The sequence below is a fragment of the Nonomuraea helvata genome (assembly GCF_039535785.1).
GTDB lineage: Bacteria > Actinomycetota > Actinomycetes > Streptosporangiales > Streptosporangiaceae > Nonomuraea > Nonomuraea helvata.
Genome location: NZ_BAAAXV010000002.1, coordinates 451,050 through 476,735, shown reverse-complemented (window position 1 = coordinate 476,735; position 25,686 = coordinate 451,050). Strand labels below are relative to the sequence as shown.

Sequence of the window (25,686 nt, the reverse complement as noted above, 5' to 3'; positions counted from 1 at the left end):
ATGATTCTTCCCGTGTTGCCTGGGGGCGGTCAGGTGCCGAGCACCAGCGGTACGAGGTGGTAGATCTCGACGGCCTCGTAGACCGCGCCGATGACGAAGAGCGCAAGCGCCGGGACCCAGAGCCGGCCGAGTCGACTCAGACCACGCACATAGGCCTGTCCTCTCGTGGTGGCACCCACGGTCGCCGGTCGGAGCCAGGACCTGCCCAGCAGGTAAGCGCTGAACATCACCAGGACGTAGGCCTGGAACTCGATGAGGATGGTCGGTGAGTGCGGGATGAGGATCAGTGCCGATGTCCGGTTGACAGGCGCCAGGGTGATTCCGATGTCGACCGTCTTGATCACGAAGACGGCGAGGCCGGCGAAGGGGATCACGAGCGACGGCAGGACGATGAGCAGTAGCGCTGTGGCGAAGACGTTGACCACGAAGATGGTCGCGCCGAAGGCCCAGGGGCTGCCGATCACGGTGTTGACGAGCGCCCCTTGGCCGCCGTCGGCGAAGGCGGACGTCCGCGCGGCATGGAGATCGGGGAAGATCATGGCCAGGACCATGCCCAGGAGCAGCACTCCGTAGACGAGGGCATTGATCAGCAGGTACGCGCGCAGGTCGGCGCGGATGATCTGGAACGGTCTGCGAAGGACGTTCATGATTCTGGTGTCCCTTTCTGGTGATGTGTCATCGACGCCGGCTGGAGCGGGCCCCGAGTGGTACCGGCCCGGGTACTGCGTGCGGATTGCCTGCCAGCCGCAGCCAGGGTTGTCGGTCAGTGGCCTCCGGCGTCGAGCAGCCAGTGGTAACGCAGACGCAGCGCTCTTTCCGCGCTGGCCAGCGCGGCGCCGAGGGCGAGGGTGATGTTGAGCCAGGGCGGCAGGTGGATGGGGGAGGTGAAGGTGCCGAGGTTCTCGGCGATGGGCGGCACCTGCGAGATCGGCCCGATGATCTGCGGGAGGTTCAGCCCCACGCCGATCACGAGCAGCACGATCGAGGTGGCGGCGATGATGCGGCTGACCGTCGGATGATCGCGCTCGAGACGGGCCCGCCGGCCCTCGCCCGATTTCGGGTCGGGAACAAGTTGGTGCTCCTGGCCCGTGGTGGTGACGTAGTGGCAGCGCTTGATCCCGAACCTGCTGGTCGCGACCTCGATGACGCCGCCCTCCACGGGGAACGCGGCGGGGATCTTGGACTGGGCGTGATGGCGGCCGTCGAGATACAGGTGTGCTGTCTTCTCGCCGCCCGGCTGGTTGCCCCAGTGCCGTACGTCGACGGTGTATGCCCCCGGCCGTCGGCCGTCGGATGAGGGCCGGAGGTGGAACAGTGCGCGCCCTAACGGCAACTGCCACCAGCGAAACCGCTGAAGGGGACGCCCGTCGCCCTGCTTGACCCGCCGGATCGCCCGGCTGCGCCGCCATGCCTTCACCGCGTTCCCTCCGCTCCCGGCCGGTCCGGCCGATGCTCCCTGGGTCGCTTCATCACCACCCGACTAACACACTGTGTTAGTCGCTCCGACGGCAAGCTATCACAGCGTGCTAGTACAGTGTGATAGTGCCGTGGGTGAGTGAGGCGGAGGCTCAGGTGATGACGGATCAGAACGAGCAGCTCAGCAGCCGGGACAAGGTTCTCCTGGCGGCGATGCAGTTGATCGGGGAAAACCCCGGGGCGAAGCTCAGCGTGCGAGCGGTCGCCGCCCGCGCGGGAGTGAGCACGGGATCCCTCCGGTTCCACTTCCCGACGCAGCGCGCGCTCCAGGACGAGGTGCTCACCCGCCTGTACGACGTCGTCGTCTCCGAAGAGCGGATCCACGATCGGGACGTGCCGGCCCGTGACCGCCTGGTCGACTGCCTGCGCCAGGTCGTCGCCCCCGCCGGAGTCGGCGCCGGCGCGCGGGAAGCGCACCGCACCGTCTACGAGCAGTTCATCGCCTCGGAACCGACTGAGCAGGTGCGGGAGGCATACTTCGCCCTGGAACGGGAGGGGCGACGTCGCGTGGAGTACTGGCTGACGGTGCTCGCGCAGGAAGGCGCTCTCGCCCCCGGCGACACCTCCCGGCGCGCGAAGTTCCTCCTTGCCGTCCTGGACGGACTCGCACTGGAGCGAGCCCTCCCCTCCGACGGCTCGATCTTGCAGTCCGAGACCGACACCCTCTACATGGCCGTCGATGCGGTCTTGAGCGCCGGAACATCCTGACCCCGTCGACTTCGACCGCGTACGCCACGGCCGGTTCGATGTTCCCCTGGCCGCCGCTGACAAGAACTCAGTGAAACGCAGGATGCGCTGGCCGGCCAGTAGACGCTCACTGGCCGGCCAGGGTCATCCTCGCCGGATGTGCGGCCGCGGCATCGCCGTCGCCCTGCCGTAGCTCGGCGCCACGGCGATTCTCGTCCTGGGCCCGGCCGTCCAACTCCAGGTCCAGATGCCGGTGCCACCGCGCACGAAGATCTGCTGATCTTCCGTAAGCACGTCTCGTACACCGGTGGTGTCAGGGGTGGGACGGCCGTGGCCGAAACGTGCGGGCGGCTCCTCAAGCCGGTCGACCTCGCGCCAGGGATTCGAACCCTGAACCTACGGATCAAAAGCCGGTGGCGCGACGGACTGGCGCACCACGACGTGCGTGCCGAACACGGCGTGCTGCTCCGAGCCGCTGCTCGCCCGCCCCTCTTTCAGCTCCAGCGCCAGGCGCACGGCGTTGCGGCCCAGCTCCTCGTACGGCACGCGCACGGTCGTCAGCTGCGGCCGCAGGTCCGTCGCCAGCGGTATGTCGTCGTAGCCCACGAGCGAGATGTCCTCGGGCACGCTCAGCCCTGCCTCGAAGATCGCGGCCATCGCGCCTCCCGCGACGATGTCCGTCTCGGCGAAGATCGCGGTGAACGGCGGCCCCGAGCTCAGCCACCGCCGCGTGTGCTCATAGCCGGACGCCCGGCTGAATTGCACTTTCGTCTCGATCAGCTCGGGGTCGACGGGCACTTCATTGTCCTCCAGCGCCCGCCGGTACCCCGCCAGCCGGCCCGCGGTCGTGGTGAACCCCGGCGGCCCGCCGCCCAGGAAAAGGATCCGCCGATGCCCGCGGGACAGCAGGTGAGCTGTGGCGGCGTAGGCGCCGGCCTCGTTGTCGTACTCCACGACCGTGACCGGCATGTCGCCGCCCATCGGCGGCCGGCCGCACAGGACCAGCCGCGACCCCGCCGCGTCCAGCGAGCGCGCGATCTCGGCCATGCGCGTGTGGTAGGCAGGCTCGTCGACCGCCCCGCCAATGAGGATCACCGCCGACGCCCGCTGCTCGCGCATGAGGTGGATGGCGGCCAGCTCCCGCTCGGGGTCGCCCTCGGTCGTGCACACCAGGCACAGCCGCCCGCGGCGGGCCGCCTCCTGCTCGGCTCCGTAAACGGCGGCGGCGAAGGCGGGCCCGCGCACGTCGTTGACGATGAACGCCACCGTCTGGGTGCTGCCCACCACCAGCGCGCGGGCGTGGGTGTTGGCCACGTAGTTGAGCTCCTTGATGGCCCGTTGCACCCGCAGCTTGGTGGCCTGCGCCACCGGGTAGTCGCCGGCCATCACCCTGGACACCGTGGAGACGGACACGCCGGCCCGCGCCGCGACGTCCCGGATCGTGTTCTGGCGGTGCTCATCTCTCCTGGCCATGATCCCGCAGTATAGACAACGTTTTCCAACAGCACTCTATTTGAGGCTGCCCAAGGTGACGCCGGAGCGCCAGTAGCGCTGCATGGACACCATCAAGGCCACCATGGGAATCAGGGAGACGATCGAGCCGACCACGACCAGCCCGGTCAGGTCCGTGGAGTTGTCCACCTTGACCTTGAGCCACGAGTAGAGACCCAGCATGACCGTCCACTTGTCCTGGCTGCGCAGGTAGACCAGAGGCCCGAAGAAGGAGTTCCACGACCCCACGAAGCCGAGCAGGAAGATCGTCGCCGCGCCCGTGGACATCAGCCGCGCCCCGATGACGAAGAACATGCGGTACTCGCCGGCCCCGTCGATCCTGGCTGCTTCCAGCAACTCATGCGGGATGGCTCCCTCGGCGTAGACCTTCGCCAGATATACCGAGAAGGCGCTGAAGAAGCTCGGCACGATGATCGCCCAGGGCGTGTCGATCATCCGCAGGTCCGTGTAGAGCAGGAAGGACGGGATGGTGAGCAGCGCGTGCGGCACCAGGAAGGAGCCGATGATGCAGCCCATCATCACGCCGCGGCCCCGGAAGCGGTACATCGCCAGGCCGTAGCCGCACGCCACGCAGATCAGCGTCATACCGGCGGTCCCGGCGAAGCTGTAGACCACGGTGTTCCACATCCACGTCAGGAAGATGCCGTCCTGGTAGGTGAACAGCTCCCTGAAGTTGTCCAGCAGCCGGAACTCGGCGAACCACAGCCCGTTGGTCGTGTAGAGGTCGCTCTGCCCCTTCGTCGCGGACACGATCAGCCACCACACGGGCGCCACGGAGTACACAGTGAAGGCGATCAGCCCGAACAGCACCGTCGCCTTCGTACGTTTGCTGTGCGGCGCCACCGGCTGCCGCGGGGCGGCGCCGGTGACGGTACGGCGGTCGAGCGTCGTGGTCATGAGGTCGGCGCCTTGTTCGTGAACCGATAGAAGATCGCCGACGCCAGGCCGACCACGAGGGCCAGGATGATGGACAGGGCGGCGGCGTAGTTGAAGTCACCCTGCGCGAAGGCCCAGTCGTAAATGCCCATGATCGGCGTGAAGTCGCGGGTGACGGTCTCCGGTGCCATCGACCGGAAGAGCATCGGATCGCTGAAGATCTGCAGCGTGCCGATGATGCTGAGCACAGTCGTCAGCACCAACGATCGCCGGATCAACGGCACCTTGATCGACCAGGCGATCCGCAGCTCCGAAGCTCCGTCCACGCGGGCGCCCTCGAAGATCTCCCGAGGCACGGCCTGCAACGCGGCGTACACGATGAGCATGTTGAACCCGATGCCGCCCCACGCCATCAGATTGCCGATCGACACCCAGATCAGTTCGCCGCTGTAGAAATCGGCGTCCATCCCGAACAGCGCGAAGAACGGCGTCAGCGGCCCGACGTCGGGGCTGTAGAGATAGATCCAGATGAGCGTCGCCACGATCCCCGGGATCATGTACGGGATCAGCAGCGCCAGCCGGAACCGCGCCGCCACCTTCCGGGTGGCGGCGTCGAGCAGCAGCGCCACGGCGACGCTGGCGACCTGGATGAGCGGGATGCTGATCGCCGCGAACAGTGCCACCCGCCCCATCCCCGCCCAGAACCGCTCGTCGCCCACGCCCTTCAGCAGGTTGGCGAGCCCCGAGAGCTCGATGGTCTTCTCACCGAACCCAAGCCCGGAGCTCTTGGTCGTGTACATGCTCTCGCGCAGCGCCAGGACGATCGGCACCGCCGTGAACAGCACGAATCCGAGGAAGAACGGGACGGTGAAGGAGGCTCCCTTGATCGCCGCGATCCGCCGCCAGGTCATGACGGCGGGCGAGGCCATGCTGTCAGCCCTGGACATTGATGTTCTTGGCCTTGAGGTCGTCGACCGTGAACTTCTGCATGTGCTCCAGCGCTTCGTGCACCGTGATCTTCTTGGTGACGATCTGCGCCCACTGGTCCTGGAGCTCGGTGAACACGCCGGTGTAGTTGGGGCCGACCACCCAGGGGTCACGGGCGCTCTTGACCGCCTTGAGAATGACGTCCTTGGCCTCGCCGCGGCGCTCGCCGAACAACTTTGCCGGCACCGCGGAGTCGACCCAAGGGCTCGGGTCGGGGATGGCGCCCGGCCAGGCGTACTGCTTGGTGTCCTCCTGGTAGCTGGCGTCGACGGCTTGCTTGCTCGTCGTCATCCAGACGGCCGCCTCGACCGCCTCCTTCACGTTCTGGCAGCCCTTCGGCACCAGGATGGCGCTGCCGTGCGCATTCGTCACGAACGCGGGGGCGTCGGCGAACTGCGGGAGGTCGATGGGCTGCCAGTCGCCCAGCGACTTCTTGTAGTTGAGCTCGTAGTTGCCGAGCTGCCAGGTCGAGGTGGGCAGGGACACCATCTTGCCGGAGTCGAAGTAGGCGATGAGGGCCGGCCGGTCCTGGTAGGTCTGGTTCGCCACCAGCTCGTTGTCCACCAGCTGCTGGATGACCTCAGCGGCCTTGAGCGACTCGGGCGAAAGGAAGTCCACCTTCCACGTGTTGCCCTCAACCTTGTACCAGGTGCCGCCGGCCTGCTGGGTCAGGTTGACCAGCGTGGAGGGGTCCTCGCCGGCGAGGTTCATCACGTAGACGCCGTGCTTCTTCAGCTCCTTGCCCGCCGCGATCAGCTCGTCCCAGGTCTTGGGCGGCGCGATGCCGTACTTGTCGTAGACGGTCCGGTTGATGATCATGAACGACGGGTTGAACCCCGACGGGACGCCGTAGTAGCGGCCGCCGGCCTGCGCGCCGGCGTAGGCCGGCTCGTTGTACAGGCCTTTCTTGGTGTACGGCTCGAACTCCTCCGTGACGTCCTCCAGCAGCCCTTCACCGGCCAGTCCTGGCACCTCGCCGATGTTCTTGACCAGGCAGGGCACGTCCTGCTTCGCGGCCACGGCATTGCGCAGGTTCGCCGCGGCGCCCGGAAGGTCGGTCTGCTTGACCGCCTTGAGCTTGATGTGGTCGTGGGTGGCGTTGAACTTCTCGACGATCGGGTCGAGGAACTTGTGCTCGTCCCAGGACCACCAGGTGATGGTGACCGGTCCCTTGCTCTGGGGTGCGGCGGGTTGCTCGCCGCCGCAGCCGGCCAGGGTGACGGACGTTGCAAGGATGGTCACAGCTGCGGCTTTCAGCTGCTTACGGGTCATGAGGACACCTCTCCGTAAGGGGGAACGCGCCGCGCGGGTCGGCGGGAACGGGGAGTAGTCGGATAGAAAACGGTCTCTACGGAAGTTAGAACCTGGCGACAGCCCGGGGCAAGATGTCACCCGGATAAATATGGTGTTTCGGGGACTTTGCCGGTCGCATGCAGGCAGGCGGATTCAGACAACGTTCCCTGCTTCCCACGCGGCGGGGTGGCCACCGTCCGGCCATCGCCAGCGGGACCGCTGGCGTGGTGAGCCCGGCTGACCGTCGTACTGACGACATGGTCCGGGTCCCGCCCGGCCTGACTGGGCCGGGCGATGTTGCCCTACCCAGACAAAGGAGTCGAACAGATTCCCGGCCCGCGCGACCTGCTTTCGTACTGGTAGGCGCTCGCCCTGGTGGCGTCGTCGGGCGTGCGCGCCTTCGAGTCGAACTACGCGTCGGACTTGATGTCGCCGTAGAGCTCGACCTCGGAGAGGTCGCCGTACCAGCTGGTGGCGTTGTAGATCCGCAGGTACCGATAGTGGTCTTCGCCCGAGGTGGGCTGGTCGCTCCAGCCGTTTGCGGCGGCCCCGGTGAGTGGCTTGGTGAGGTCGGTCCAGGTCTGGCCGTCGTTCGACCCCTGCACGACGGTGCCGTTGGCCCGCTGGGGGTGGCTGGCCCGCGGCAGGATCAGGACCTCGTCGGGCCGCACGGTCGCGTGAGCGCCGAAGTCGATGTCGTAGTACGCGCCCGGTCCGGTGTTCAGGTCGCCGTACGTGTCGGGGTCGCGGTCGAAGAGCAGGTAGCCGACCTTGTCGGCGCCCAGTCCGGTGCCCGGCCACTGTTTGTCGGAGGCGATGACGGTGGCCACTTTGGCCACGTCGATGAAGTGCGCGGGGTCGCCCGCGATGTAGAGCTTCGACCCGTCGGTGGTGCCGTAGGCGGTCGGCCCGGGCTTGCCGTCGGCGTCGAGGTAGTCGACCGCGACCTGGATGTCGCCTGGGGCCACGTTGTCGAGTTTGACGGAGGCGGTCCAGTTGACGCCGTCGTCGGAGTTCGCCTTCGCCGTCACACCTTGGACGGTGACGGTGACCTGTTGGATCGGCTTCTTCGCGGTGACCGAGGCGTCGACGGTGTCGCCAACCATGATCTTGCCGGCGATGGCCTGGTCGGAGGCGATCGAGGTCGCCTTGACGTAGTTGTCGATCTCGTGCCGGTTGCCGTAGATGTGGAACTCGGTCATTTCGAACAGGTTGCGGACGATGCCGTAGAGCACGTCCGGCAGGGGTTTGAGCAGCTGAACCTTGATGTAGCGGAATTGCTGGTCGCGCAGAGCGGGGGCGACGTCGAGGGTGTTGAAGTCCTGGGTGAACTGGGTGACGCCCGGGGTCAGACGGGTCCAGTTCCTGCCGTCGTTCGAGCCGTAGACGGTGGAGTTCGCGAGCCGGTCGGCGAAGATGTTGCTCTGGAATCCGAAGCGGGTCGCCGAGACTCGGAAGTCGGGCCCGAAGTCGAAGGTGTGGGAGAGGTTGACCGCCTGGGCGTACCCGGTTCCCGACTGGTTGTCGCCGTCGACGAGATTGCCGATGTTGGCCCCGGCCGTGGAGGTGGTCACGAGCGAGGGATAGTCGAGGCTGCGGTCCACGGCCGTGCGCGGGGAGAGGAGGGCGAGACCGTCGACCGCCGTCACGAGGTGGGTCAGCGCGGCGAGGTACTCGTCGTCCGTACCCTTCTTGCCCGCGGCCTGGGCAGCGGTGAGCGCCTGGTCGAAGGCGGCCTCGGTGCCGGAGACGTACTCGGCGTCCGTGTCGTGGCCCTGCTGGGCGAGTGCCAGCGCGTCGGAGCGGCTGTGGGCGGCGGCGAGGACGACGGGGTGGCTCGCCAGGGTGGTGCCGTCGGAGACCGTCACGGTGATGACGGTGGAGCCGGCCGCGGCGGGTGTCCAGGTCAGCTGTCCGGTGGAGGCGTCGAGGGACGCCCCGACGGGCAGTCCCCGCGCCGTGTAGGCGAGCTTGTCGGCGCCGGCGTAGTGCGCGGAGAGGTCGGCCGTGGCGGTCGCGCCCTTCCAGCTCACGATGCGGGCGGTCGAGGTGTCGTCGAAGGTGGGCGGCGTCAGTTCGGCGGCGGCATTCGTGTTGATGTGATCGATGTCGATGGTCGCCCCGTCGCCGGTGGCCTGGATGAACAGCATGTCCCCGATGGAGCGCGGGTACATGACGTACCGCCATTTGCCGCCGGTGTCCGGCACAAGGATCGTGCGGTCATCGTGGCGGTCGATGCGCAGCCGGACCTCGCCGTCGGTACGGACCCGGAAGGCAAGAAGCTGCTTGCTGCTCGAGCCGCTGAGGTAGGCGATCTCGGAGCCGGGGCGCGAGGTCGACATCCGCACGTATGCGGTGCCGGCGTCGGTTCCGCGCTCGACGTCGCCGGAGAGCCGGGTGTACTTGTTCTCGACTTCGAGGATCGTCGGGCTGTCCGGCAGCGGCGGCACGGTCTGCCCGGCCGCCGAGGCGGGCGCGAAGAGCCACGAGTCGCCGCCGCCGTCCACGTTGTCCCACGCCTTGTTGAGGCCGCCGCCGTAGTAGAACAGGGGGCCGTTGCGTTTGGCGTACGCCTCGGCGAAGTACGGCGCGAGCTTTCTGACGTCCTCGCCGCGGGTGAACGCGTAGTAGTAGTAGACGTCCCAGAAGCTCGCGGTGTTATAGCGCCCGCGGTAGCTGTTCGAGATGTGGTTGTAGGTGTCGCGGATGGTGCCGTCGGGCGAGATGGCGTACGCCATCGGGGTCCACTTGGTGTCGTAACCGAGCATGAACCGCCAGAAATAGTCGGCGGCCGCGAGGATCCGGTCGCCGAGGAACTCATAGGGACCCACTGCGTTCGGGGCGTCGGAGACGGTGCCGCTGACGGGGTCGACCTTCGTCCGCTGCGCCAGCAGCATGCGGGAGATGATCGCGGCGTTGGTGAGGTCGCCACCGCCGTGGGCCTGGTCGCGTCCCATCTCGGCGTGCTGGACGTGCGGGTCGTCGATCGGCTCGCCGGTGGCGTCGTTGGTGTCGACCCATCGGAACAGCCGCGTGATCGAGCCGTTGAAGCCCTGATCCTTCGCGGTGGCGTTGACCGTGAACCATTCGACCGACCGCTTGTAGAGGGTGGTGTCGTTCATGAAGATGGAGCCGGCCATCGCACCCATGAGCGGGTAGTTGTGCTGGTTCATGAAGTGGTTGTTGTCGTTCTGGAAGGTCTTGATGACCGGGACTACGAGGTTGTCGGTGAACGACTGCGTGTCCGCGTCGGTCCAGGGGTACGCCTCGTCGGCGCACGAGGTGTAGCGCAGCAGCTCGGCGGCGGAGACCATGCGGTTGAGGGGGATGCCGGTGTGGATGTGCGAGTCGGTGAAGTACTCGTACTTGTCGGGGGCCATCTGCTCCCAGATGCGGATGATGTCGAGGGCGTTCTTGCGGTAGACCTCCTTGCCGGTGAGTACGTAGAGGATCGCCTGCGTGTAGGACTTGAGGCCGTCGGCGATGAAGCGGCCGTTGAAGCCCTGGCTGTTGAACGCGTCGGAGGCGGGTTTGGTCGGGTCGGCGCTGCTGCGGTTGGACGAGGTCACCCCGGTCCCAGCCGCGGACGACTGCTGCATCGCCTTTAACGACGAGGTCCAGGGTTCGGCGCCCGCGGCGATCTGCCGGCGGGCGTTCTCCAGGATCGGCTGGGTCAGGCCGACGCCGGGGTGGACGAACCCCTGCTCGCTGACGGTGGCCTGGAATGTCGGGGTGCACGTGCCGAGATCCTGCGCGGCGGCCGGCCGGGCTGCCGCGCAGAGGAATCCGGTGACGAGCAGGAGCGCTGCGGCGAACGCGCCGGGTCGTCGGACGTGGGCGCCTGCGGCGGCTGGAGTCGGATTCGGACGGCGACGTTTCCGCGCGTCCTGGTCGAAGCAGACTCTTCGCAGAACATCGAACATGGCACGGTCCTCCATTCAGGCGGCTACACCGGAAAGCGCTTGCCTGCCTAGGTGTCGAGGATGCCGGGAGCGGCCGAACCGGTCAAGAGTTCTCAGCAACCGTTTTCTAATCCTCCGCTTCCGCATCATCGATGCAGAACGAGGCTCTGATGGGGCGATGTGTGGATATACGTAACATTCCGATAACGAGATCTGGTGGCATCGGGCCTCCCTCACTAATGTCCCCAGATAACGTTCTCTGCCTCGTGGCCGCTTCAACCAGAGCCGGCGCGGCCTGGTCCACCCGCGCACCGACATCGGCTGCGTCTATCGCTGGGACCGCGACCGCTGGGTTCCGCTGCTGGACTGGCTGCTCACCGCCACACCCGCGGCCGGACTGCCCGCCGGTCGGAAGGGTGTGGCCAGGGTTCAAGACGGTCCCGGACAAGGCGGGTCACGGGGTGAACGGCCTGTTCAGGTCCGACGACGCGGGACGGCGCCGGAGGCGGATCAACGACGCCCGGCACCAGTACGGCGACGCCGAATACGCCCTTGCCGGCGATCCCAGGATTCACGGCAGGCTCTATCTGGGTGCGAACGGTCGCGGCCATCCATGGCGACCTCCATGGACGGGGTCGGCGCCGTCCACCCGGGCCGGTTCGTCCGGAAGCGGTGGTGGACGATGCGGCGCCGGGCCCAGCCCTCTGACATCAGCCGCTCGTTCTTGGACAGCGTCACCGGTTACCGGCTGCTGTCTGCGATTCCTCCAGCAGACCCCACAGCGCTCGCGCACACATCGCAGGAAGTGCTCGACCTCAACGATGAACCCGCAGGGCATAGATCTGGGGCTGCAACGGGCAGCCCAACCAGCAGTGGACCGCCGTCACTTGACGGCTCCTCCGGTGATGCCGGAGATGATCCGTCTTTGGGCGACGACGAAGACGACGACCAGCGGCAGGCTCATGAGCACGACGTAGGCGAAAACGAGGTTCCAGTTGTTCTGATACAGGTTGCTGCTCGCCACCGAGTACAGGTTCAGGGGAAGTGTCGAGTACGTCCCTCCGCCGAGCACGAAGAAGGCGTAGAAGACGTCATTCCAGATGTAGAGGCAGATGAGGATCGTGGCGGTCGCGATGACCGGGCGCAGCAGCGGCAGGACGACCTTGATGAAGATGCCGAGCGGCCGTGCGCCGTCCATGCGGGCCGCTTCCTCCACCTCGACCGGTATGGTCCGCACGAAGCCGGTGACGAAGAAGATCACCAGGGACATGTACATGCCCATGTAGACCAGCATCATGCCGATCGGCGTGCTGGCCAGGTGGAGTTGCCGGAGCAGCAGCACGATCGTGACGACGGCCGGGGGCAGGATGATCCCGCTGATCGCAGCCGAGTAGAGCACGGCCATGACGCGCCCTGCCCGCCGAGCCAGCACCCATGAAGCCAGCGAGCCGAAGATCAGCACCCCGGCGACGGACGGCACCATGACCAGCAGGCTGCCGAACAGCGCCCACAGCATGTGGCCCTGCGTGAACGCCTGGGAGTAGTTGTCCCACAGGTGCCACACCCGTGGGAGGGACAGGTCGGGCAGGTTCGCCTCGCCTTGCGACTTGGCGGAGGTCACCAGGGCCAGCCACAGCGGGATTCCGATGACGACGGCGGTCAGGATGATGACGACGGCCGGGTGAACGAGGCGGGACCAGCCCCGGGCGGAGATCCTCACAGGACACGCTCCCTCTTGCGCAGGTAGCCGATGACAGGGAAGGCCAGCAGAGCGACCAGGAGAAGGAGGGCGAGGCTCATCGTGGTCGCCTGGGCGAACAGGCCGTTGCCGTAGACGCGGAAGATGTAGATGTCGAGCACCTCGGTCTGCTGTGCGGGCCCTCCCCCCGTGGTCGCCAGGATCGTGTCGAACCCGTTGAAGGAGCCCAGCAGCGCGGTCGCGACGTTGAAGGTCACCGCGGGGGCGATCAGCGGGAACCGGATGGACAGGAAGGTCCTCCACCTGCCGGCGCCGTCGATCCTGGCCGCCTCGAGCACGTCGGCCGGGATCGTCTTGAGACCGGCCAGGAAGATCACCATCGCCAGCCCCATCCACTTCCAGGAGTTCACGAAGGCCACCGTCACCACCGTCCAGGTGGTGCTGCCGAGCCAGGGGATCGTCACGTGCTGGCCGGTGAGAGCGCCGATGAGCCCGTTGAGCGGACCGTCGGGCTTGAGGAGCGCCTGGAAGGTGTACCCCACCGCCAGGGCGGACATCAGCACCGGGACGAAGAAGACGACCCTGGCGAACCGGTTGATCCGGGTGTCGCGCTCCAGGAGGAGAGCGAGTCCCAGCCCGAACCCCGTTTGCATGATCGCCACCAGGACCGCGTAGACGATGGTGATCCGCAGTGACGACAGCAGGGCGCCGTTGGACAGCACCGCCTTGACGTTCGCCAGCCCCACGGGGCGGATGTCGTCATGGAAGGCCGACCAGTCCGTGAAGGCGTAGACGAAGTTGAAGACGGTCGGTAGGAAGAAGAACACGGCCAGCACGGCGAACGCCGGAGCGAGGAACGAGCTCGGGTACAACACCGCTCGCCGCGGCGAGCGACCGGAAGCGGCCGAATGAGAAGGGATCATGGCGATCCTGCACACCTTTCAGTGTGATGGCGGGGGCGGGCGGGGGTCCGTGCCCCCGCCCGCCGTCAGAAGCCCTGGATCCCGAGTGCCTGGGCGAGCTGGGCGAACTGTGACTGTGTAGTGGAGGTCACCTGTTCGGGGGTCATGGTCCCGTTGACCATGTTCGCCAGGTTCACGTAGAAGTCCGGGTTCACCGCGGCGTTCTGCTGCATCGAGCCGGCCGCGTCGTCCAGCGCGGCCGAGGCCTGCTTCACGACCTCCGGCACCCCGGCGGGAGCCGGTACGGTGGGTTCGATCGACACGGTGCCGGCCGACTTCACGTAGTCGGGGTAGTAGGTCTCCAGCCAGAACCGCAGGAACTGCCGGGCGCCGGACTCCCGCTTCGGATCTCCGGTCTTGAAGGCGACCAGGGCGTTGTCGCCGCCGGGCACCGACGTGGCGATGTTGCCGTCCTTGGAGATCGGGAACCAGCCGATCTCCCGGTCTATGGTCGCCGTGTCCGCCGTCGACTGCATCAGCGACGCGAACGAGGTGAGCTGGAGCACCATCGCCGCCTCGCCCTTGAGCAGGGCTGGGCCGGACTCGGTGTACTTGGAGGTCTTGTCGTCCTTGTTGAACAGACCCTGCTTCACCATGTCCTGGAACTGCCGGACGGCGCCGAGGATCTCCGGATCAGTGAACTTCTCCTTGTTCTGGCTGACCCGCTCCCACAGGCCCTTCTTCGACGCCTCGGCCAGCAGGACCTGCGGCCACCACTGGGTGGGCCACTGGTCGCCGGCGGCGCCGAAGAACGGCGCCACCCCCTTCGCCTTGATCTTCTGGGCGTCGGAAAGCAACTCGTTGAAGTTCTTGGGCGTGCTCGTGATCCCCGCCTTCTGGAACACCGACTTGTTGTAGAAGACACCGAGAACGGAGGGGACGTTGACGAAGGCCGCGTAGTGATGCCCGTTCACCAGACCCAGCTTCTGGATGGCCGGCGTCTGCTTGGCCAGCCACGGCGCGCCGTCCAGGCTCTGCAGGTCGGTGGCCGGCTTGAGCAGGGAGAGCATGCTGCCTGTCGGCTGCCAGGTGGCGAGGTCCGGTTTGGCGCCCGTGGCCAGCTTGGTCGGCGCGTTGGTCTCGTAGACGTCGGGAATGACGACCTTGTTGATCTTCGCTCCGGTCTTGGCCTCGAACGCCTTGATGACGTTGTCGGCCATCGCGGCGGTCTGCGTCGACATCCACAGGGTGAGGGTCACGCCCTGCAGGCCGGCGCCCGGGTCAGGCCAGGTCGTGGTGACCGGCCCGGCTGTGGCTGAGGACGTCCCGGGGTTGCCCGCCGAGCAGCCGGCCAGCAGCAGCGCCCCGCACGTGGCGGCGGCTGCTGCGCGGAAAAGGCGTCGCGTCTTCATGGATTCTCCTGGTGTGTGGTGGGAGGTGAGGGCTGCCACGCTGAAAAGGGATCAGTTCTCCGGCCGCAGGCGGAGCAGGCGTGCGGACGGTCCGGGTACGGCGGGACGCACCGTGAGCCGCGCGGTGGAGGCGTCCCACTGGTGCTGCCAGCCGGGTAGCGTCGCCGGATACTCGGTCTCCACCCGCAGCCGGCGGCCGCGCAGGCCGGGCAGGTCCACCTGGATGTCGTGCGGCCCGCCGTCGCGTTGCCATACGGCAAGGCGCACCGTGTCACCGGTGCGCAGGCCCAGCGCGACGACGTCGTCGGACCAGGCGGGCAGCCCCAGCGGCCAGAACGGCTCGGCCGTGGCGACCTCGGCCCTGATCCGCTTGTGCACGGCCACCCCGTCCGCGACGAGCTCCCGCTCGGCCCGGCTCATCTTGTCGAGATGCCCCGACAGGTAGAGTCGTCCGGCCAGACCGTTGATCATGGTGAAGGCCAGAGCCTCCGTGTGCATCCCCGGCTGCGGGTAGGCCCAGTTGCCTGCCTGCTCGGGGAGCACCGTGGCGGGCGCGGACGCCGCGATGGCGGCGTAGAGCCGCCAGTCCTGCTGGTCGGAGGTGGACTGGAGCTGGAGGCGGGAGAGCATGGCGTAGTCGGCCCGCATGGCTCCCGAGGCGCAGTTCTCGAAGATCACCTCCGGGTGGCGGCCGAGCAGGGCGTCCAGCCACTCCAGGTGGGCCCGGTTGTGCTCGAGCAGTCCCTCTCCCGGCTGGAGCGCGCCCCGGTCGGTGCCCGGCCCCGGGGTGACGTTGTAGTCGAGCTTGAAGAATCCGGTGCCGTAGTCGTGCACGAGGCGATCGACCACCTCGTCGAGATGCTTCCTGGCGGAGGGGTGGCGCAGGTCGAGGAAGTACCGGCCGTGCTCCACGACCCGCTCGCCGTTCCGGCTCAGGAACGCCTCGTCGGGCAGCATGGCGGCGACCGGGCTGCGTACCCCGACGACCTCCGGCTCCAGCCACAGGCCGGGGCGCATGTCCCTGGCCCTGATGCGGTCGAAGACCCGGGCGAGCCCGCCGTCCGGGAAGCGGCCGGTCGAGGGGCGCCACTCGCCGACGCTGTCCCACCACTTCCCGCCGTCGTCGTACCAGCCGGCGTCGATGCAGAAGTACTCGGCGCCGCTCTCCGCGGCGGCGTCGATGAGAGGCAGCAGGCGCTCGGTGGTCGGGTCGCCCATGAGGGTGTTCATGTAGTCGTTGAAGATGACCGGCAGCGTGTCGCCTGTGGGATGCGCGCGGCGGATCGCCCTCCGCTGCCGGGTGAGGGCGGCCAGCGCTCCCTGGCAACCCTCGTCGGACACGGCGACGGACACGGGAACAGCGACGAAGCTCTCCTCGGGGAGCAGCCGGGTGCTCCACTGGTGGTCGAGGTCGGTGGGGCCGCTCAGCACGAGGGAGACGGCGTTCGCCCCGTCGCGGCGGCGGTCCACCTCCCAGCGCCAGGCGCCGTTGTGCTCGATCTGCCAGCCCCAGGCCCGGCCGGTGCGGGCGCTCGCCAGCACGCCGGTCGGCAGGTACTCGCCCGAGGACCAGGTGCTCTTGCTCACCGTGACGAGCGCGCCCCGGCCGTCGTGCTGGTGCAGTTCGCTGTTGATGTCCGCCAGCCCGTCCGGCCCGGACAGCGGGATGGCCGCCCACCTGCCCTCTGCGCACCAGTCGGCGCGCGCCCGCCACAGGACCAGGTCGCCGTCGTCCGCCGTCTCGGCCAGCGCGCCGGAGGCGAAGGACGACACCATCTGCAGAACCCGGGGCGCCGACCCGGTGTTCGTGACCTCGGTCCAGGTCTGCAGGGCCGGGACGTCCGTCCTGGCGCGAAAGACACTGGTCGCCTCCAGCCCGGTCACCTCGTCACGCTGCCTCACCCGCAGCTCGCGCCAGTCGCCGTCCGCCCGCTCGACGGCGTCCACGAACCGGAGCCGCGATCCGGCGGCGGTGTCAGTGAACCGGGTGTTGGACAGCCCCCGGCCTTCCCCCAGAACCATCAGCTCGACCAGCGGCTGCACCCGGAACGGAGCCACGGGGCTCGGTGCGGGCGACGCGGTCCCGAGCCTCACGATGCGGGCCGGAGCGTCTTCGGGCCGCTCGAGTACCAGGTCGAGTGAGCCGGTACGCCACTGGATTGTTCTGCTCGTCATCACGTTCCTAAAGCCGGACATATGGTGCGGTTTAGCTATGAAAACGTTTATCAAGCGATGTGGCAAGGGGACCACGGGAAATGGTCTGATAACGCTTTCAACACGAGATGCCGTGAAGGAGCATGACCACGCGTTCGCGCGGGTTTCCCAGGGGTCCTGGGCCGAGGTCAGCCGGCGGGTGGAGCGGTGCTTTTGCGCACGACCAGGCGCGGGGTCGACCGCGCCGCCGCGACCGGCACGCCTGCCAGCCTGCCGAGCAGGAAGTCGACCGCCATGCGCCCCAGTTCGGCGAAGTCCTGGCTCATCGTGGTCAGCGAAGGAGTCCAGATCTCGGCCAGCGGATGGTCGTCGAAGCCGACGACGCTGACGTCCTCGGGGACCCGCGAGCCCTCGTCCTGCAAGGCCTTGATCACGCCGAAGGCGACCTCGTCGTTGCCGCACAGCACCGCGGTCACGTCGTCGCGCCTGGCCAGGCGCGCGCCGGCCTCGAGGCCCGAGCGCGGGGTCCCGTCACTCTCCACGATCTCCGGAACCGGGGCTCCCGCCGCCTCCAGCGCCTCCCGCCAGCCCAGCAGCCGCCCGCTCGGCCGGCCGGAGGCCGGTATCCCCACGTGGTGCACGGTGCGATGGCCCAGTCCGAGCAGGTAGTTCGTCGCATCCCGCGCGCCGGCGTGATCGTCGAACAAGGCGCGCGGGACGCTCCTGCCCTGCCCTGCGGAGGACACCGCCGCCACGGGGAGCGTGTCGGGCAATGCCGCCAGCGCCCGGCTGCCCTGGATATCGAACTCGAGCACGATCATCCCGGCGAGCGGCTGGTCGAGCGCGAGGTCCACGGCCACCCGCGCCGACTCCTCGTCGTCGCCGTCCAGCATCGTCAGGGCGACCACCAGGCCGACCGCGCGGGCGGCCTCCTCGATCCCCCGTATCGTGCTGGCATAACCGTATCGGGTGGTGTCGCTGGTCAGCACGCTGATGATGGAGCGCCGGCCAGTCACCAGGGCGCGCGCCGCGGCGTTAGGGCGGTATCCCAGCTCCTGGATCGCGCGTAGGACCTGCCTGCGCTTGTCGGCGCTCACCGGCGCGGACCCGCTCAGCACCCGAGACACCGTGGGGACGGACACGCCGGCGGCCTTCGCCACGTCCGCGAGGATGGGAGGGCGGGTGTGCGGGCGGCGGGTCACACCGGTAAGCGTACATACCAGGAGGTGAAGGCTCAGACGGGCGGCTCCTCCGCCTCTGACAGGCACGCGAGCTGCGTGGCCAGGGTGGCTCGCCCAAGGAGATCGCTCGCGCACTCGGGATCACCCGTCAGCGGCGGCCCCCTGATCCGCGCGGTCATGGCCGAGGCCTGATCCGACCAGCCGCTGAGCGAGGCGGCGGGCTGCTGGGTCGGGGGTAGGTGTGGACGGCGGGTCGTGGGACGATGCGGCGTTCACCTGGTTGCGCACGGGTGACGTGGCGGTGCTGGGGGAGCGGCGGCCGCCGGCGTTGGAGAGCTGTCGCAGCGATCGCCCGCGGCCCCGCCGGCGCCGTTACCGGTGCCGCCCAGTCGCGCGCGCGTAGCTTGGAGGCCAGCCGGGTCTTTCCGACACCGGTCTTCCCTTCGATGAGGGCCACGGCCGGTGGCTGCAACACCGTCGACACCAGCCGGGCGAGCTCTTCGCCGCGCCCGACCAGCGTCGGCGACACCAGTCGCCGCCTCGATACACGGGACTCCCGCAACCCTGACCCGGCTCGTCTGATACCGCTGCCGGTAGCCTCCGCCGGGCTCCAGGCTGACCGGGCGGCCGGTTCCGGCCCCGGCTCGCTCCGAGCACGTCCGTGATCAATCCTGGAGGCGGTGTTTCCAAAGATCACGACGTGGAGGCGTCGGTGATCGCGCGGTGGTACGGATTGCCATCAAATGGCACGCCCCCGACACCAATGGATGGTGCTTCTGATCCTCTGCTAACGTTCACCGTGACGCGGGGTGCCCGGGAGGCCGGGCTGAGATCACACCCGTCGAACCTGATCTAGTTCGCACTAGCGAAGGGACGTCATCGGTGACTTTTTGTGAGCAGATGTGGATGCGCACGGCCACGTTGCTCGAGGCGATCCACGACCACCCGTTCAACACCGCGCTCCGCGACGGCACCCTCGACCGGGACCGCTTCGCGTTCTACCTGGTCCAGGACGGCCGCTATCTGGTGGCCTACTCCAAGGTGCTCGCGACGGCCTCGGCCCGCGCCACCGACCCGGCCGACGCCGCGTTCTTCGCCCGGAGCGCGCACACGGCGCTGGTCGTCGAGCGTGGCCTGCACGCCGGCTACCTGCAGCAGTTCGGCCTGGCGGCCGCCGAGACGGAAGCCGTCGCCACCTCGCCCACCTGCCTGGCCTACTCCTCCTATCTGCAGGCCACGGCCCTGGCCGCCCCCTTGCCCGTGCTCGCCGCCGCCGTGCTGCCCTGCTTCTGGGTCTACCAGGACGTCGGCACGGCGCTGCTCGAGCGCACGGCGGAGGTCGCCGACCACCCGTACCGGAGCTGGATCGCCACCTACTCCGACCCGTCCTTCGCGGCCTCGGTGGAGCAGGCCAGGGCGCTCGTGGACCGGCTGGCCGAGCTCGCCGACCCGGGGACGCGCCGGGCGATGGAGGAGGCGTTCTGCCGGGCCACCGAGTACGAGTGGATGTTCTGGGACAGCGCGTGGCGCCTCGAGAGCTGGCCCACGGAGCGGTGGCTGGCCGGACACCCCGCCGTCACGCGAACGACTCGCTGAGCTCCCTGCGCAGCTCGTGGGCCTGGTGCAGGTAGTGGCGGGCCAGCACGGAGCGCCCGGACGAGTGGTACAGCTCGCCCAGCGACTGGTACGTGTCGGCCTCGCCGCTCCGGTCCCCGAGCTGCTGGAAGATCACCAGTGAGCGCTCCAGCTGGTCGGAGCCGTCCGACCGGTCGCCCCTGGCCACCTGGAGCCCGCCCAGGTTCCGCATCGCGTACGCGCCGCAGTGCCGATCCCCGAGAGCCTCGAAGATGTCCAGCGCGTGCCCCTGGAAGCGCATGGCCCGGTCGGACTCGGCGACCAGGTCGTACAGGCGGCCGAGCTGCATCGACACGCAGCCCTCGCGGTGGGCGTCGCCGAGCTCCTCGGCCAGCCGCAGGGCGTCCCCGAGCCACCTGGAGGCCTGGCGCACGTCGCGCAGCGACAGGTAGACGCGCCCGATCGCCTGCCGCGCGTACGCCTCGCCGCTCCTGTCCCCGATGGCCAGGAACATGGCCAGCGCGTGCCTGAAGGATCCGAGCGCCCTGAGATGCCGGCCGGAGAACTGGTTGACCGCCGCCAGCCCGCAGATCGAGATCGCCTCGCTCCGCGTGTCGCCCAGCTCGTGGAAGATGACCCGCGCCCGCCGGAACATGTCGCCGGCCTCGGCGTAGCGGTCCTGGTAGACGCAGACCTGTGCCAGGCCGCGGAGCATGGCGGCCTCGCCGTGGCGGTCGCCGGCCGCGCGGGCGCTGTCCAGGGCGACGCGGTGCGTGGTCTGCCACTCCTCCAGGCGGCAGTGCAGGTCGAAGTACGGCACCAGGGTCGCGGCCAGCCCCCACGCGGACTGGGCCAGGCCCGCGTCGGCGGCCAGCCGTACGGCCTCGACCAGGGAGTCCTGCTCGGCGTCGAACCACGCCAGCGGCTCGGCGGTCAGGCGGCCGAGGGTCTCCCGCTCCAGGCTCCAGCGGGGCGCCCCGTCGGACGTCAGCCCGAACAGGGTGGTCGGCAGCTGCGTGGCAGCGTGTTCGGCGGCGGTCAGCCAGCCGCCGAGCACCCTGACGAGCGCGTGCCGTTCGGCGCCGTCGATGGTGGGGGCGCCCGCCTTCTCCTTCGCGGCGCAGCGGACCAGGTCGTGCAGGCGGTAGCGGGGCTGGCCGACGGGGTCGGTGCCGGCCAGGCGCAGCAGGTTGGCGTCCACGAGGGTGTCGACCACGGTGTCCGACCGGTGCCGGTCGAGCACGGCGTCGGCCACCCAGCCGGGCACGGACTGCGAGCCGAGCAGGCCGAGCGCGCGGAGGGCCAGGGCCGCGTCGCCGGGGAGCCGGCGGTAGCTGAGCTCGAACGAGCCGCGTACCTCGAGGTCGCCGGCGCGCAGCTCGTCGAGGCGGCTCGTCTCGTCGTCCAGCCGCTGCCGCAGCACGTTCAGCGGCCAGCCGGGCCGCCCGGCCAGCCGGGCCCCCGCCACCCTGACGGCCAGCGGCAGGTGGCCGCAGGAGTGCATGATCGCCTGCGCGGCCTCGCGCTCCGCGGCCACCCGCTCGGCGCCGACGATCTTGCCGAGGAGCTCCTCGGACTCCGCGGGCGCCAGCACGTCGAGCTCGAGCTGGAGGGCGCCCGGCAGTTCCGCGATCCGCCGCCGGCTCGTGACGAGCACCGCGCAGCCGTGGCCGGGCAGCAGGGCGCGTACCTGCGCGGTGTCGGCGGCGTCGTCGAGGAAGACCAGCATGGGCCGCCGGGCCAGCAGGGACCGGTACAGGGAGGCCCGCTCGCGCAGCGTGGGCGGCAGGGCCGGCTCCGCGACGCCGAGCGCGCGCAGCGCCTCGGCGAGCAGGTCGAGGGGGTCGGCCGGCGTCGCCTCGGTGCCGCCCAGGCAGAGGTAGAGCTGCCCGGCCGGGTATTCGGCGCGCAGGGCGTGCGCGCAGTGGACGGCCAGCGCCGACTTGCCGACGCCGGGCGGCCCGGTCACCACGGCGATCGAAGGGGGCCCGTCCGGCGGCCGCTCGCCTGCCGACAGGGCCTGGGTCAGGGCCGCCACGTCCGCCGCCCTGCCGGTGAAGTCCGGCACGTCCGCCGGGAGCTGGTGGGGCGTGAAGTCCGGCACGTCCGCGGGAAGCTGGTGGGGCGCGGCGGCGGGCGCCGCAGGCGGGTCGCCCGCCGTCACGGGCGCGGGCGCCGGGTCGCCCGCCAGCACGGAGGCGTGCACGTCACGCAGGTCCTGCCCCGGCTCGATGCCCAGCTCGTCCACGAGCTGCCGCCTGATCGTGGTGTAGGCGTGCAGCGCCTCGGCCCGCCGGCCACTGTGGTGCAGGGCGAGGATCAGCCGCTGCCACAGATCCTCCCGGTAGGGGTGCTCGCCGATCAGCGCGCGCAGGTCGTCGATCGCGCCGGCGTGCTCGCCGCGGGCCAGCTTCAGCTCGGCCAGCTCCTCGGCCGCGGCCAGCCGGGCCTGGGTGAGCGCGCGCAGCCGCCCGTCCCACAGCGGGCTGGCGGGCAGGTCGCCGAGCGGTGTCCCGCGCCATAACGCCAGCGCGCGGCGTAAGTGCTCGAAGGCCTCATCGGTACGGCCCGCCGCCCGCGCCCCGGTCACCAGCTCCTCGAACCGCAGGGCGTCCAGCCGGTCCGTATCGAGCTCGATCGCGTAGCCGGAGGCCTGGGCCACGATCTGGACCCCGGCCGAGCGCAGCGAGCTCACGTACGTGCGCAGGTTGGCCACGGCGGACGACGGCTGCACCCGCGGCCACAGCACCTCGACGAGCACGTCCGAGCTGACCACCTGATTGGCGTCCAGCAGCAGCGAGGCGAGCAGGAGCCTGGGCTTCCTGCCCGCGATCCGAAGGGGCCCTTCAGGACCCCGGACCTGCAGCGGCCCGAGAACACTGAATACGGGCTGTTCAACCACCATGACCGCGCGTTCTCCTGAGCTGGACGCCGGGCGGGGCGCCCGTGGGTGAGGCGTATCAAGCTGGAAGGGCCTTTATACCGATTTTGGATGTTATTTGTATGCAGTACTCGCAATCTTGGTCCCCAGCAAGAGCGCTTCGAAAGATCCAACGGACAGTTCGCGGTGCCGGGCGGGGACCACCCCCTCCTGGCGCGCGCAGAAAGGTATCCGCATGAGACCCAGAGGGGTGCTTACGGCCGGGGTTGCCCTGTTCTTCAGCCTCGCCACGAGCTCGATCGCGACGGCGGCGTGGGCCGCCCCGACCCCGACCCCTTCGGCATCGCCTTCGCCGAAGGAGGACGAGGGGGAGATGGGCAACCCGCCGAACCAGGTGGACGTCCCGCCGGTCTCGACCCTGGCCGCCCCGAGCTTCCAGCTCCCGTTCCCGTGCGGCCAGACCTGGACGGGCAACAACAGTGGGAGCAGCGCCCACAGGGCGTGGGAGATCGACTTCAACCGAGGCAGCACGCCCGACGCCGACAAGGGTGACACCGTGGTCGCCGCCGCGGCCGGCACCGTGGTCATCTCCGCCCACCAGGGCTCGACCAACGGTTACGGCAACCTGGTCAAGATCGACCACGGTGGTGGCTGGACCTCGTACTACGCCCACCTGAACTCCCGCGCCGTCTCGGCCGGCGCCCAGGTGGCCCAGGGCCAGAAGATCGGCACCGTGGGCAACACCAGCAAGCCGGGCAACAACATCAGCCCCCACCTCCACTACGAGGTGCGCAACGGCTCCAACTACCCGGCCAACATCAAGAAGGCCGTCTTCAACGGCGTCACCTTCGGCTACCCGATCGCCTCGGTGACCTCGAAGAACAAGTGCGGTGGTGGCGGCGGCTCCACCAACCCGCACACCCCCGAGTCCGTCTGCGGCAGCGGCTACAAGGTGATCGACTCCCAGGCCCTCGGCTCGAACGGCACGGTCTACCTGACCTACAACTCCGCCAACGGCAACAACTGCGTGGCCACGATCAAGAAGACCTCGCTCGGCAAGGCCAGCGCCACCAGCGCGTACCTCGAGATCAAGGACAAGGCCCGCGTCAGCGACAGCGGCAGCTTCGAGTACTACGCAGGGCCGGTCCGCGGCGCGGCCGCCGGCAAGTGCGTCAAGTGGGGCGGCAGCGTCGGCTCGAGCAAGTATGACAGCCCGTCCGAGCACTGCGGGAGCTGAACCCTGTGAAGATTCGCATGATCCTGACGGGCGCGGTCATCCCCCTGGCGATGCTCGCGGGCACGGGGCACCCGGCCTCGGCCGCCGCTGCCGACCCGCTGGCCGACGCGTTCGCCAAGGCCGCGGCCGCCTACGAGGTGCCGCGTGACCTGCTGGTGTCGGTCGCGTACTCCGAGACGCACCTGGACGGCCACAAGGGCCAGCCCAGCGCGGACGGCGGGTACGGCATGATGCACCTGGTCACCTCCAAGACCCTCGACCGGGCCGTCACGCTGACCAAGAAGCCGCTCTCGGCGCTGAAGGCGGACGACGCGGCCAACATCGCCGGCGGCGCCGCCGTGCTGCGGGCCTACGCCGACGAGCTCAGGCTGACCGCCGCCGCCCGCAAGGACGCCGGCAAGTGGTACCAGGCGGTGGCCAAGTACTCCGGCGCGTCCGCGCCCGAGGTCGCCCGGCTCTACGCCGACACCGTCTACGACATGCTGGCGCAGGGCATCCGCGCCACCACGCCGGGTGGCGAGACCGTCACCGTGCCGGCCCGCACCGTGACGCCTGACCGCGGCCAGTACGCCAAGGCGGACGACCTGGACAAGCCCGGCACGCTTGCGGCGAGCACGGACTACCCGTCGGCCGTGTGGGCGCCCGCCCACAGCAGCAACTACGCGGTCTCCAACCGGCCGACCAGCGACGCCATCGACCGCATCGTCATCCACGTGACGCAGGGCTCCTACGCCGGGACGATCGACTGGTTCCAGACCGGGCCCAGGCCGAACCCCACCTCGGCCCACTACGTCGTGCGCTCCTCCGACGGCGCCATCACCCAGATGGTCAGAGAGAAGGACCGCGCCTTCCACGCCGGCAACTACAACCGGCGCTCGATCGGCATCGAGCACGAGGGCTTCGTGGACAACGCGACGTGGTTCACCGACGCGATGTACCGCTCGTCGGCCGCGCTGACCCGCAACATCGCCGACCGGTACGGCATCCCCAAGGACCGTACCCACATCATCGGCCACGTCGAGGTCCCCGGTACCGACCACACCGACCCGGGCCGCTACTGGGACTGGACCAAGTACATGCAGTACGTCACCGGCGGCGGCGGGGGCGGCGGCACGAACCCGCACACGCCGGAAGAGGTGTGCGGCAGCGGCTACAAGGTGATCGACTCGCAGGCCCTCGGCACGGCGGGCACGGTCTTCCTGCTCTACAACTCGGCCAACGGCAACAACTGCGTGGCCACGATCAAGAAGATCTCCCTGGGCACGGCCTCCGACACCAGTGCCTTTCTGGAGGTGAAGGACAAGGCCCGCATCGAGGACGCGGGCAAGTTCGAGTACTACGCCGGACCCGTGAGGGCCGCCGCCGCCGACAAGTGCGTCATGTGGGGCGGCAGCGTCGGCACCAGCAAGTACGAGAGCCCCTTCGAACACTGCGGATGAACACCCACTGACCTGTGGCCGGATCGCACCGGACTGGCGATCCGGCCACAGCCATGTCCGGCCCCGATCAGCCGGCCCGATCAGCCGGCACGGGTGCCCCTGGCGTATTCGGCGGCGCCGCCCGCGAAGTCGTAGACCACGCACTGCTCGTCGCCCACCACCCAGGCGTCGTGCCCGGGCGTGCAGACGAAGACGTCGCCGGGGCCCACCTCGGCCTCGCCGCCCTCGTCGGTCCGCAGGCGCATCCGGCCCTGGACGACGAAGCAGTTGTGGTGGACCTGGCAGGAGTCGGTGCCCACGATCGGCTTGACCGACGCCGACCACCGCCAGCCGGGCTCGAACGTGGCCACGCCGAACGTCAGGCCCTCCAGGTTGCACACTTCGAGATGCCCCATGGGGAAGTCGCGGCGCTCGTCAGGCTTGTCGATGCTCTTGACCTCGATCATGACGTCCCCCTTCCGTCATTCCCAGCT

18 protein-coding genes and 1 riboswitch are annotated in these 25,686 nt (G+C 69.0%); of the genes, 4 read left to right on the top strand and 14 right to left on the bottom strand.

Annotated features, from left to right (window positions below; all coding sequences use genetic code 11):
- Positions 1-29: 29 nt before the first annotated feature.
- Positions 30-647 carry a stage II sporulation protein M gene (locus tag ABD830_RS18035; protein ID WP_344988480.1) on the bottom strand — a complete coding sequence of 206 codons (618 nt, stop codon included), beginning with the start codon at positions 645-647 and terminating at the stop codon, positions 30-32.
- 116 nt (positions 648-763) lie between these two features.
- Positions 764-1,417: a hypothetical protein gene (locus ABD830_RS18030; RefSeq protein WP_344988478.1), complete on the bottom strand. Its 654-nt coding sequence runs from the start codon at positions 1,415-1,417 to the stop codon at positions 764-766.
- A gap of 158 nt (positions 1,418-1,575) precedes the next feature.
- On the opposite strand from ABD830_RS18030, the gene ABD830_RS18025 reads away from it, so the two are divergent.
- The gene (locus tag ABD830_RS18025) at positions 1,576-2,184 is read left to right on the top strand and encodes a TetR/AcrR family transcriptional regulator (RefSeq protein WP_344988476.1); all 609 of its coding nucleotides are present in this window, start codon (positions 1,576-1,578) and stop codon (positions 2,182-2,184) included.
- Between the two features lie 375 nt (positions 2,185-2,559).
- Here the strand turns inward: ABD830_RS18025 and ABD830_RS18020 are convergent, their stop codons facing one another.
- From ABD830_RS18020 to ABD830_RS17975, 10 genes are all read right to left on the bottom strand, one after another.
- Positions 2,560-3,636 carry a LacI family DNA-binding transcriptional regulator gene (locus ABD830_RS18020; protein WP_344988474.1) on the bottom strand — a complete coding sequence of 359 codons (1,077 nt, stop codon included), beginning with the start codon at positions 3,634-3,636 and terminating at the stop codon, positions 2,560-2,562.
- Positions 3,637-3,672: 36 nt separating this feature from the next.
- Positions 3,673-4,572 carry a carbohydrate ABC transporter permease gene (locus ABD830_RS18015; RefSeq protein WP_344988473.1) on the bottom strand — a complete coding sequence of 300 codons (900 nt, stop codon included), beginning with the start codon at positions 4,570-4,572 and terminating at the stop codon, positions 3,673-3,675.
- On the bottom strand, positions 4,569-5,498 hold the full coding sequence (locus tag ABD830_RS18010; RefSeq protein WP_344988471.1) for a carbohydrate ABC transporter permease: 930 nt from the start codon (positions 5,496-5,498) through the stop codon (positions 4,569-4,571). Before ABD830_RS18010 ends, ABD830_RS18015 begins: the two co-directional genes overlap by 4 nt.
- Entirely contained in the window at positions 5,485-6,810 is a 1,326-nt protein-coding gene (locus ABD830_RS18005; RefSeq protein ID WP_344988469.1) for an ABC transporter substrate-binding protein, read from the bottom strand. Before ABD830_RS18005 ends, ABD830_RS18010 begins: the two co-directional genes overlap by 14 nt.
- A 431-nt stretch (positions 6,811-7,241) precedes the next feature.
- Positions 7,242-10,754 (bottom strand): putative Ig domain-containing protein, encoded by a 3,513-nt coding sequence (locus tag ABD830_RS18000; RefSeq protein ID WP_344988467.1) that lies wholly within the window; start codon positions 10,752-10,754, stop codon positions 7,242-7,244.
- 862 nt (positions 10,755-11,616) lie between these two features.
- Positions 11,617-12,453 (bottom strand): carbohydrate ABC transporter permease, encoded by an 837-nt coding sequence (locus ABD830_RS17995; protein ID WP_344988465.1) that lies wholly within the window; start codon positions 12,451-12,453, stop codon positions 11,617-11,619.
- The gene (locus ABD830_RS17990; RefSeq protein WP_344988463.1) at positions 12,450-13,307 is read right to left on the bottom strand and encodes a carbohydrate ABC transporter permease; all 858 of its coding nucleotides are present in this window, start codon (positions 13,305-13,307) and stop codon (positions 12,450-12,452) included. The genes ABD830_RS17995 and ABD830_RS17990 overlap by 4 nt, the downstream gene beginning before the upstream one ends.
- 113 nt (positions 13,308-13,420) lie before the next feature.
- Entirely contained in the window at positions 13,421-14,746 is a 1,326-nt protein-coding gene (locus ABD830_RS17985; RefSeq protein ID WP_344988462.1) for an ABC transporter substrate-binding protein, read from the bottom strand.
- Positions 14,747-14,797: 51 nt separating this feature from the next.
- A complete protein-coding gene (locus ABD830_RS17980; RefSeq protein ID WP_344988461.1) occupies positions 14,798-16,921 on the bottom strand; it encodes a glycoside hydrolase family 36 protein in 2,124 nt (707 codons plus the stop codon).
- A 167-nt stretch (positions 16,922-17,088) separates the two neighbouring features.
- On the bottom strand, positions 17,089-18,102 hold the full coding sequence (locus tag ABD830_RS17975; protein WP_344988459.1) for a LacI family DNA-binding transcriptional regulator: 1,014 nt from the start codon (positions 18,100-18,102) through the stop codon (positions 17,089-17,091).
- A gap of 774 nt (positions 18,103-18,876) precedes the next feature.
- Positions 18,877-18,972: riboswitch (TPP riboswitch) on the top strand.
- On the opposite strand from ABD830_RS17975, the gene tenA reads away from it, so the two are divergent.
- Positions 18,964-19,677 carry a thiaminase II gene (tenA, locus tag ABD830_RS17970; RefSeq protein ID WP_344988458.1) on the top strand — a complete coding sequence of 238 codons (714 nt, stop codon included), beginning with the start codon at positions 18,964-18,966 and terminating at the stop codon, positions 19,675-19,677. (Overlaps the previous riboswitch by 9 nt.)
- Here the strand turns inward: tenA and ABD830_RS17965 are convergent.
- On the bottom strand, positions 19,658-22,561 hold the full coding sequence (locus ABD830_RS17965) for an AfsR/SARP family transcriptional regulator (RefSeq protein WP_344988456.1): 2,904 nt from the start codon (positions 22,559-22,561) through the stop codon (positions 19,658-19,660). The genes tenA and ABD830_RS17965 overlap by 20 nt on opposite strands.
- Positions 22,562-22,772: 211 nt before the next feature.
- Between ABD830_RS17965 and ABD830_RS17960 the strand changes: the two genes are divergently transcribed.
- Both ABD830_RS17960 and ABD830_RS17955 read left to right on the top strand, forming a co-directional pair.
- Positions 22,773-23,774 carry a M23 family metallopeptidase gene (locus tag ABD830_RS17960; protein ID WP_344988454.1) on the top strand — a complete coding sequence of 334 codons (1,002 nt, stop codon included), beginning with the start codon at positions 22,773-22,775 and terminating at the stop codon, positions 23,772-23,774.
- Positions 23,775-23,779: 5 nt separating this feature from the next.
- The gene (locus ABD830_RS17955; RefSeq protein WP_344988453.1) at positions 23,780-25,213 is read left to right on the top strand and encodes an N-acetylmuramoyl-L-alanine amidase; all 1,434 of its coding nucleotides are present in this window, start codon (positions 23,780-23,782) and stop codon (positions 25,211-25,213) included.
- A gap of 80 nt (positions 25,214-25,293) precedes the next feature.
- Here ABD830_RS17955 and ABD830_RS17950 read toward each other — a convergent pair whose 3' ends face one another.
- Positions 25,294-25,659, bottom strand: coding sequence for a cupin domain-containing protein (locus tag ABD830_RS17950; protein WP_344988452.1), 366 nt, complete (start codon positions 25,657-25,659; stop codon positions 25,294-25,296).
- Positions 25,660-25,686 lie beyond the last annotated feature (27 nt).

Excerpts from the sequence above, each read along its gene's own strand:
- ABD830_RS18035 (WP_344988480.1), bottom strand. The coding sequence starts at position 647 with ATGAACGTCCTTCGCAGACCGTTCCAGATCATCCGCGCCGACCTGCGC.
- ABD830_RS18025 (WP_344988476.1), top strand. The coding sequence starts at position 1,576 with ATGACGGATCAGAACGAGCAGCTCAGCAGCCGGGACAAGGTTCTCCTG.
- ABD830_RS18020 (WP_344988474.1), bottom strand. The coding sequence starts at position 3,636 with ATGGCCAGGAGAGATGAGCACCGCCAGAACACGATCCGGGACGTCGCG.
- ABD830_RS18015 (WP_344988473.1), bottom strand. The coding sequence starts at position 4,572 with ATGACCACGACGCTCGACCGCCGTACCGTCACCGGCGCCGCCCCGCGG.
- ABD830_RS18010 (WP_344988471.1), bottom strand. The coding sequence starts at position 5,498 with ATGTCCAGGGCTGACAGCATGGCCTCGCCCGCCGTCATGACCTGGCGG.
- ABD830_RS18005 (WP_344988469.1), bottom strand. The coding sequence starts at position 6,810 with ATGACCCGTAAGCAGCTGAAAGCCGCAGCTGTGACCATCCTTGCAACG.
- ABD830_RS18000 (WP_344988467.1), bottom strand. The coding sequence starts at position 10,754 with ATGTTCGATGTTCTGCGAAGAGTCTGCTTCGACCAGGACGCGCGGAAA.
- ABD830_RS17985 (WP_344988462.1), bottom strand. The coding sequence starts at position 14,746 with ATGAAGACGCGACGCCTTTTCCGCGCAGCAGCCGCCGCCACGTGCGGG.
- ABD830_RS17980 (WP_344988461.1), bottom strand. The coding sequence starts at position 16,921 with ATGACGAGCAGAACAATCCAGTGGCGTACCGGCTCACTCGACCTGGTA.
- ABD830_RS17965 (WP_344988456.1), bottom strand. The coding sequence starts at position 22,561 with ATGGTGGTTGAACAGCCCGTATTCAGTGTTCTCGGGCCGCTGCAGGTC.
- ABD830_RS17960 (WP_344988454.1), top strand. The coding sequence starts at position 22,773 with ATGAGACCCAGAGGGGTGCTTACGGCCGGGGTTGCCCTGTTCTTCAGC.
- ABD830_RS17950 (WP_344988452.1), bottom strand. The coding sequence starts at position 25,659 with ATGATCGAGGTCAAGAGCATCGACAAGCCTGACGAGCGCCGCGACTTC.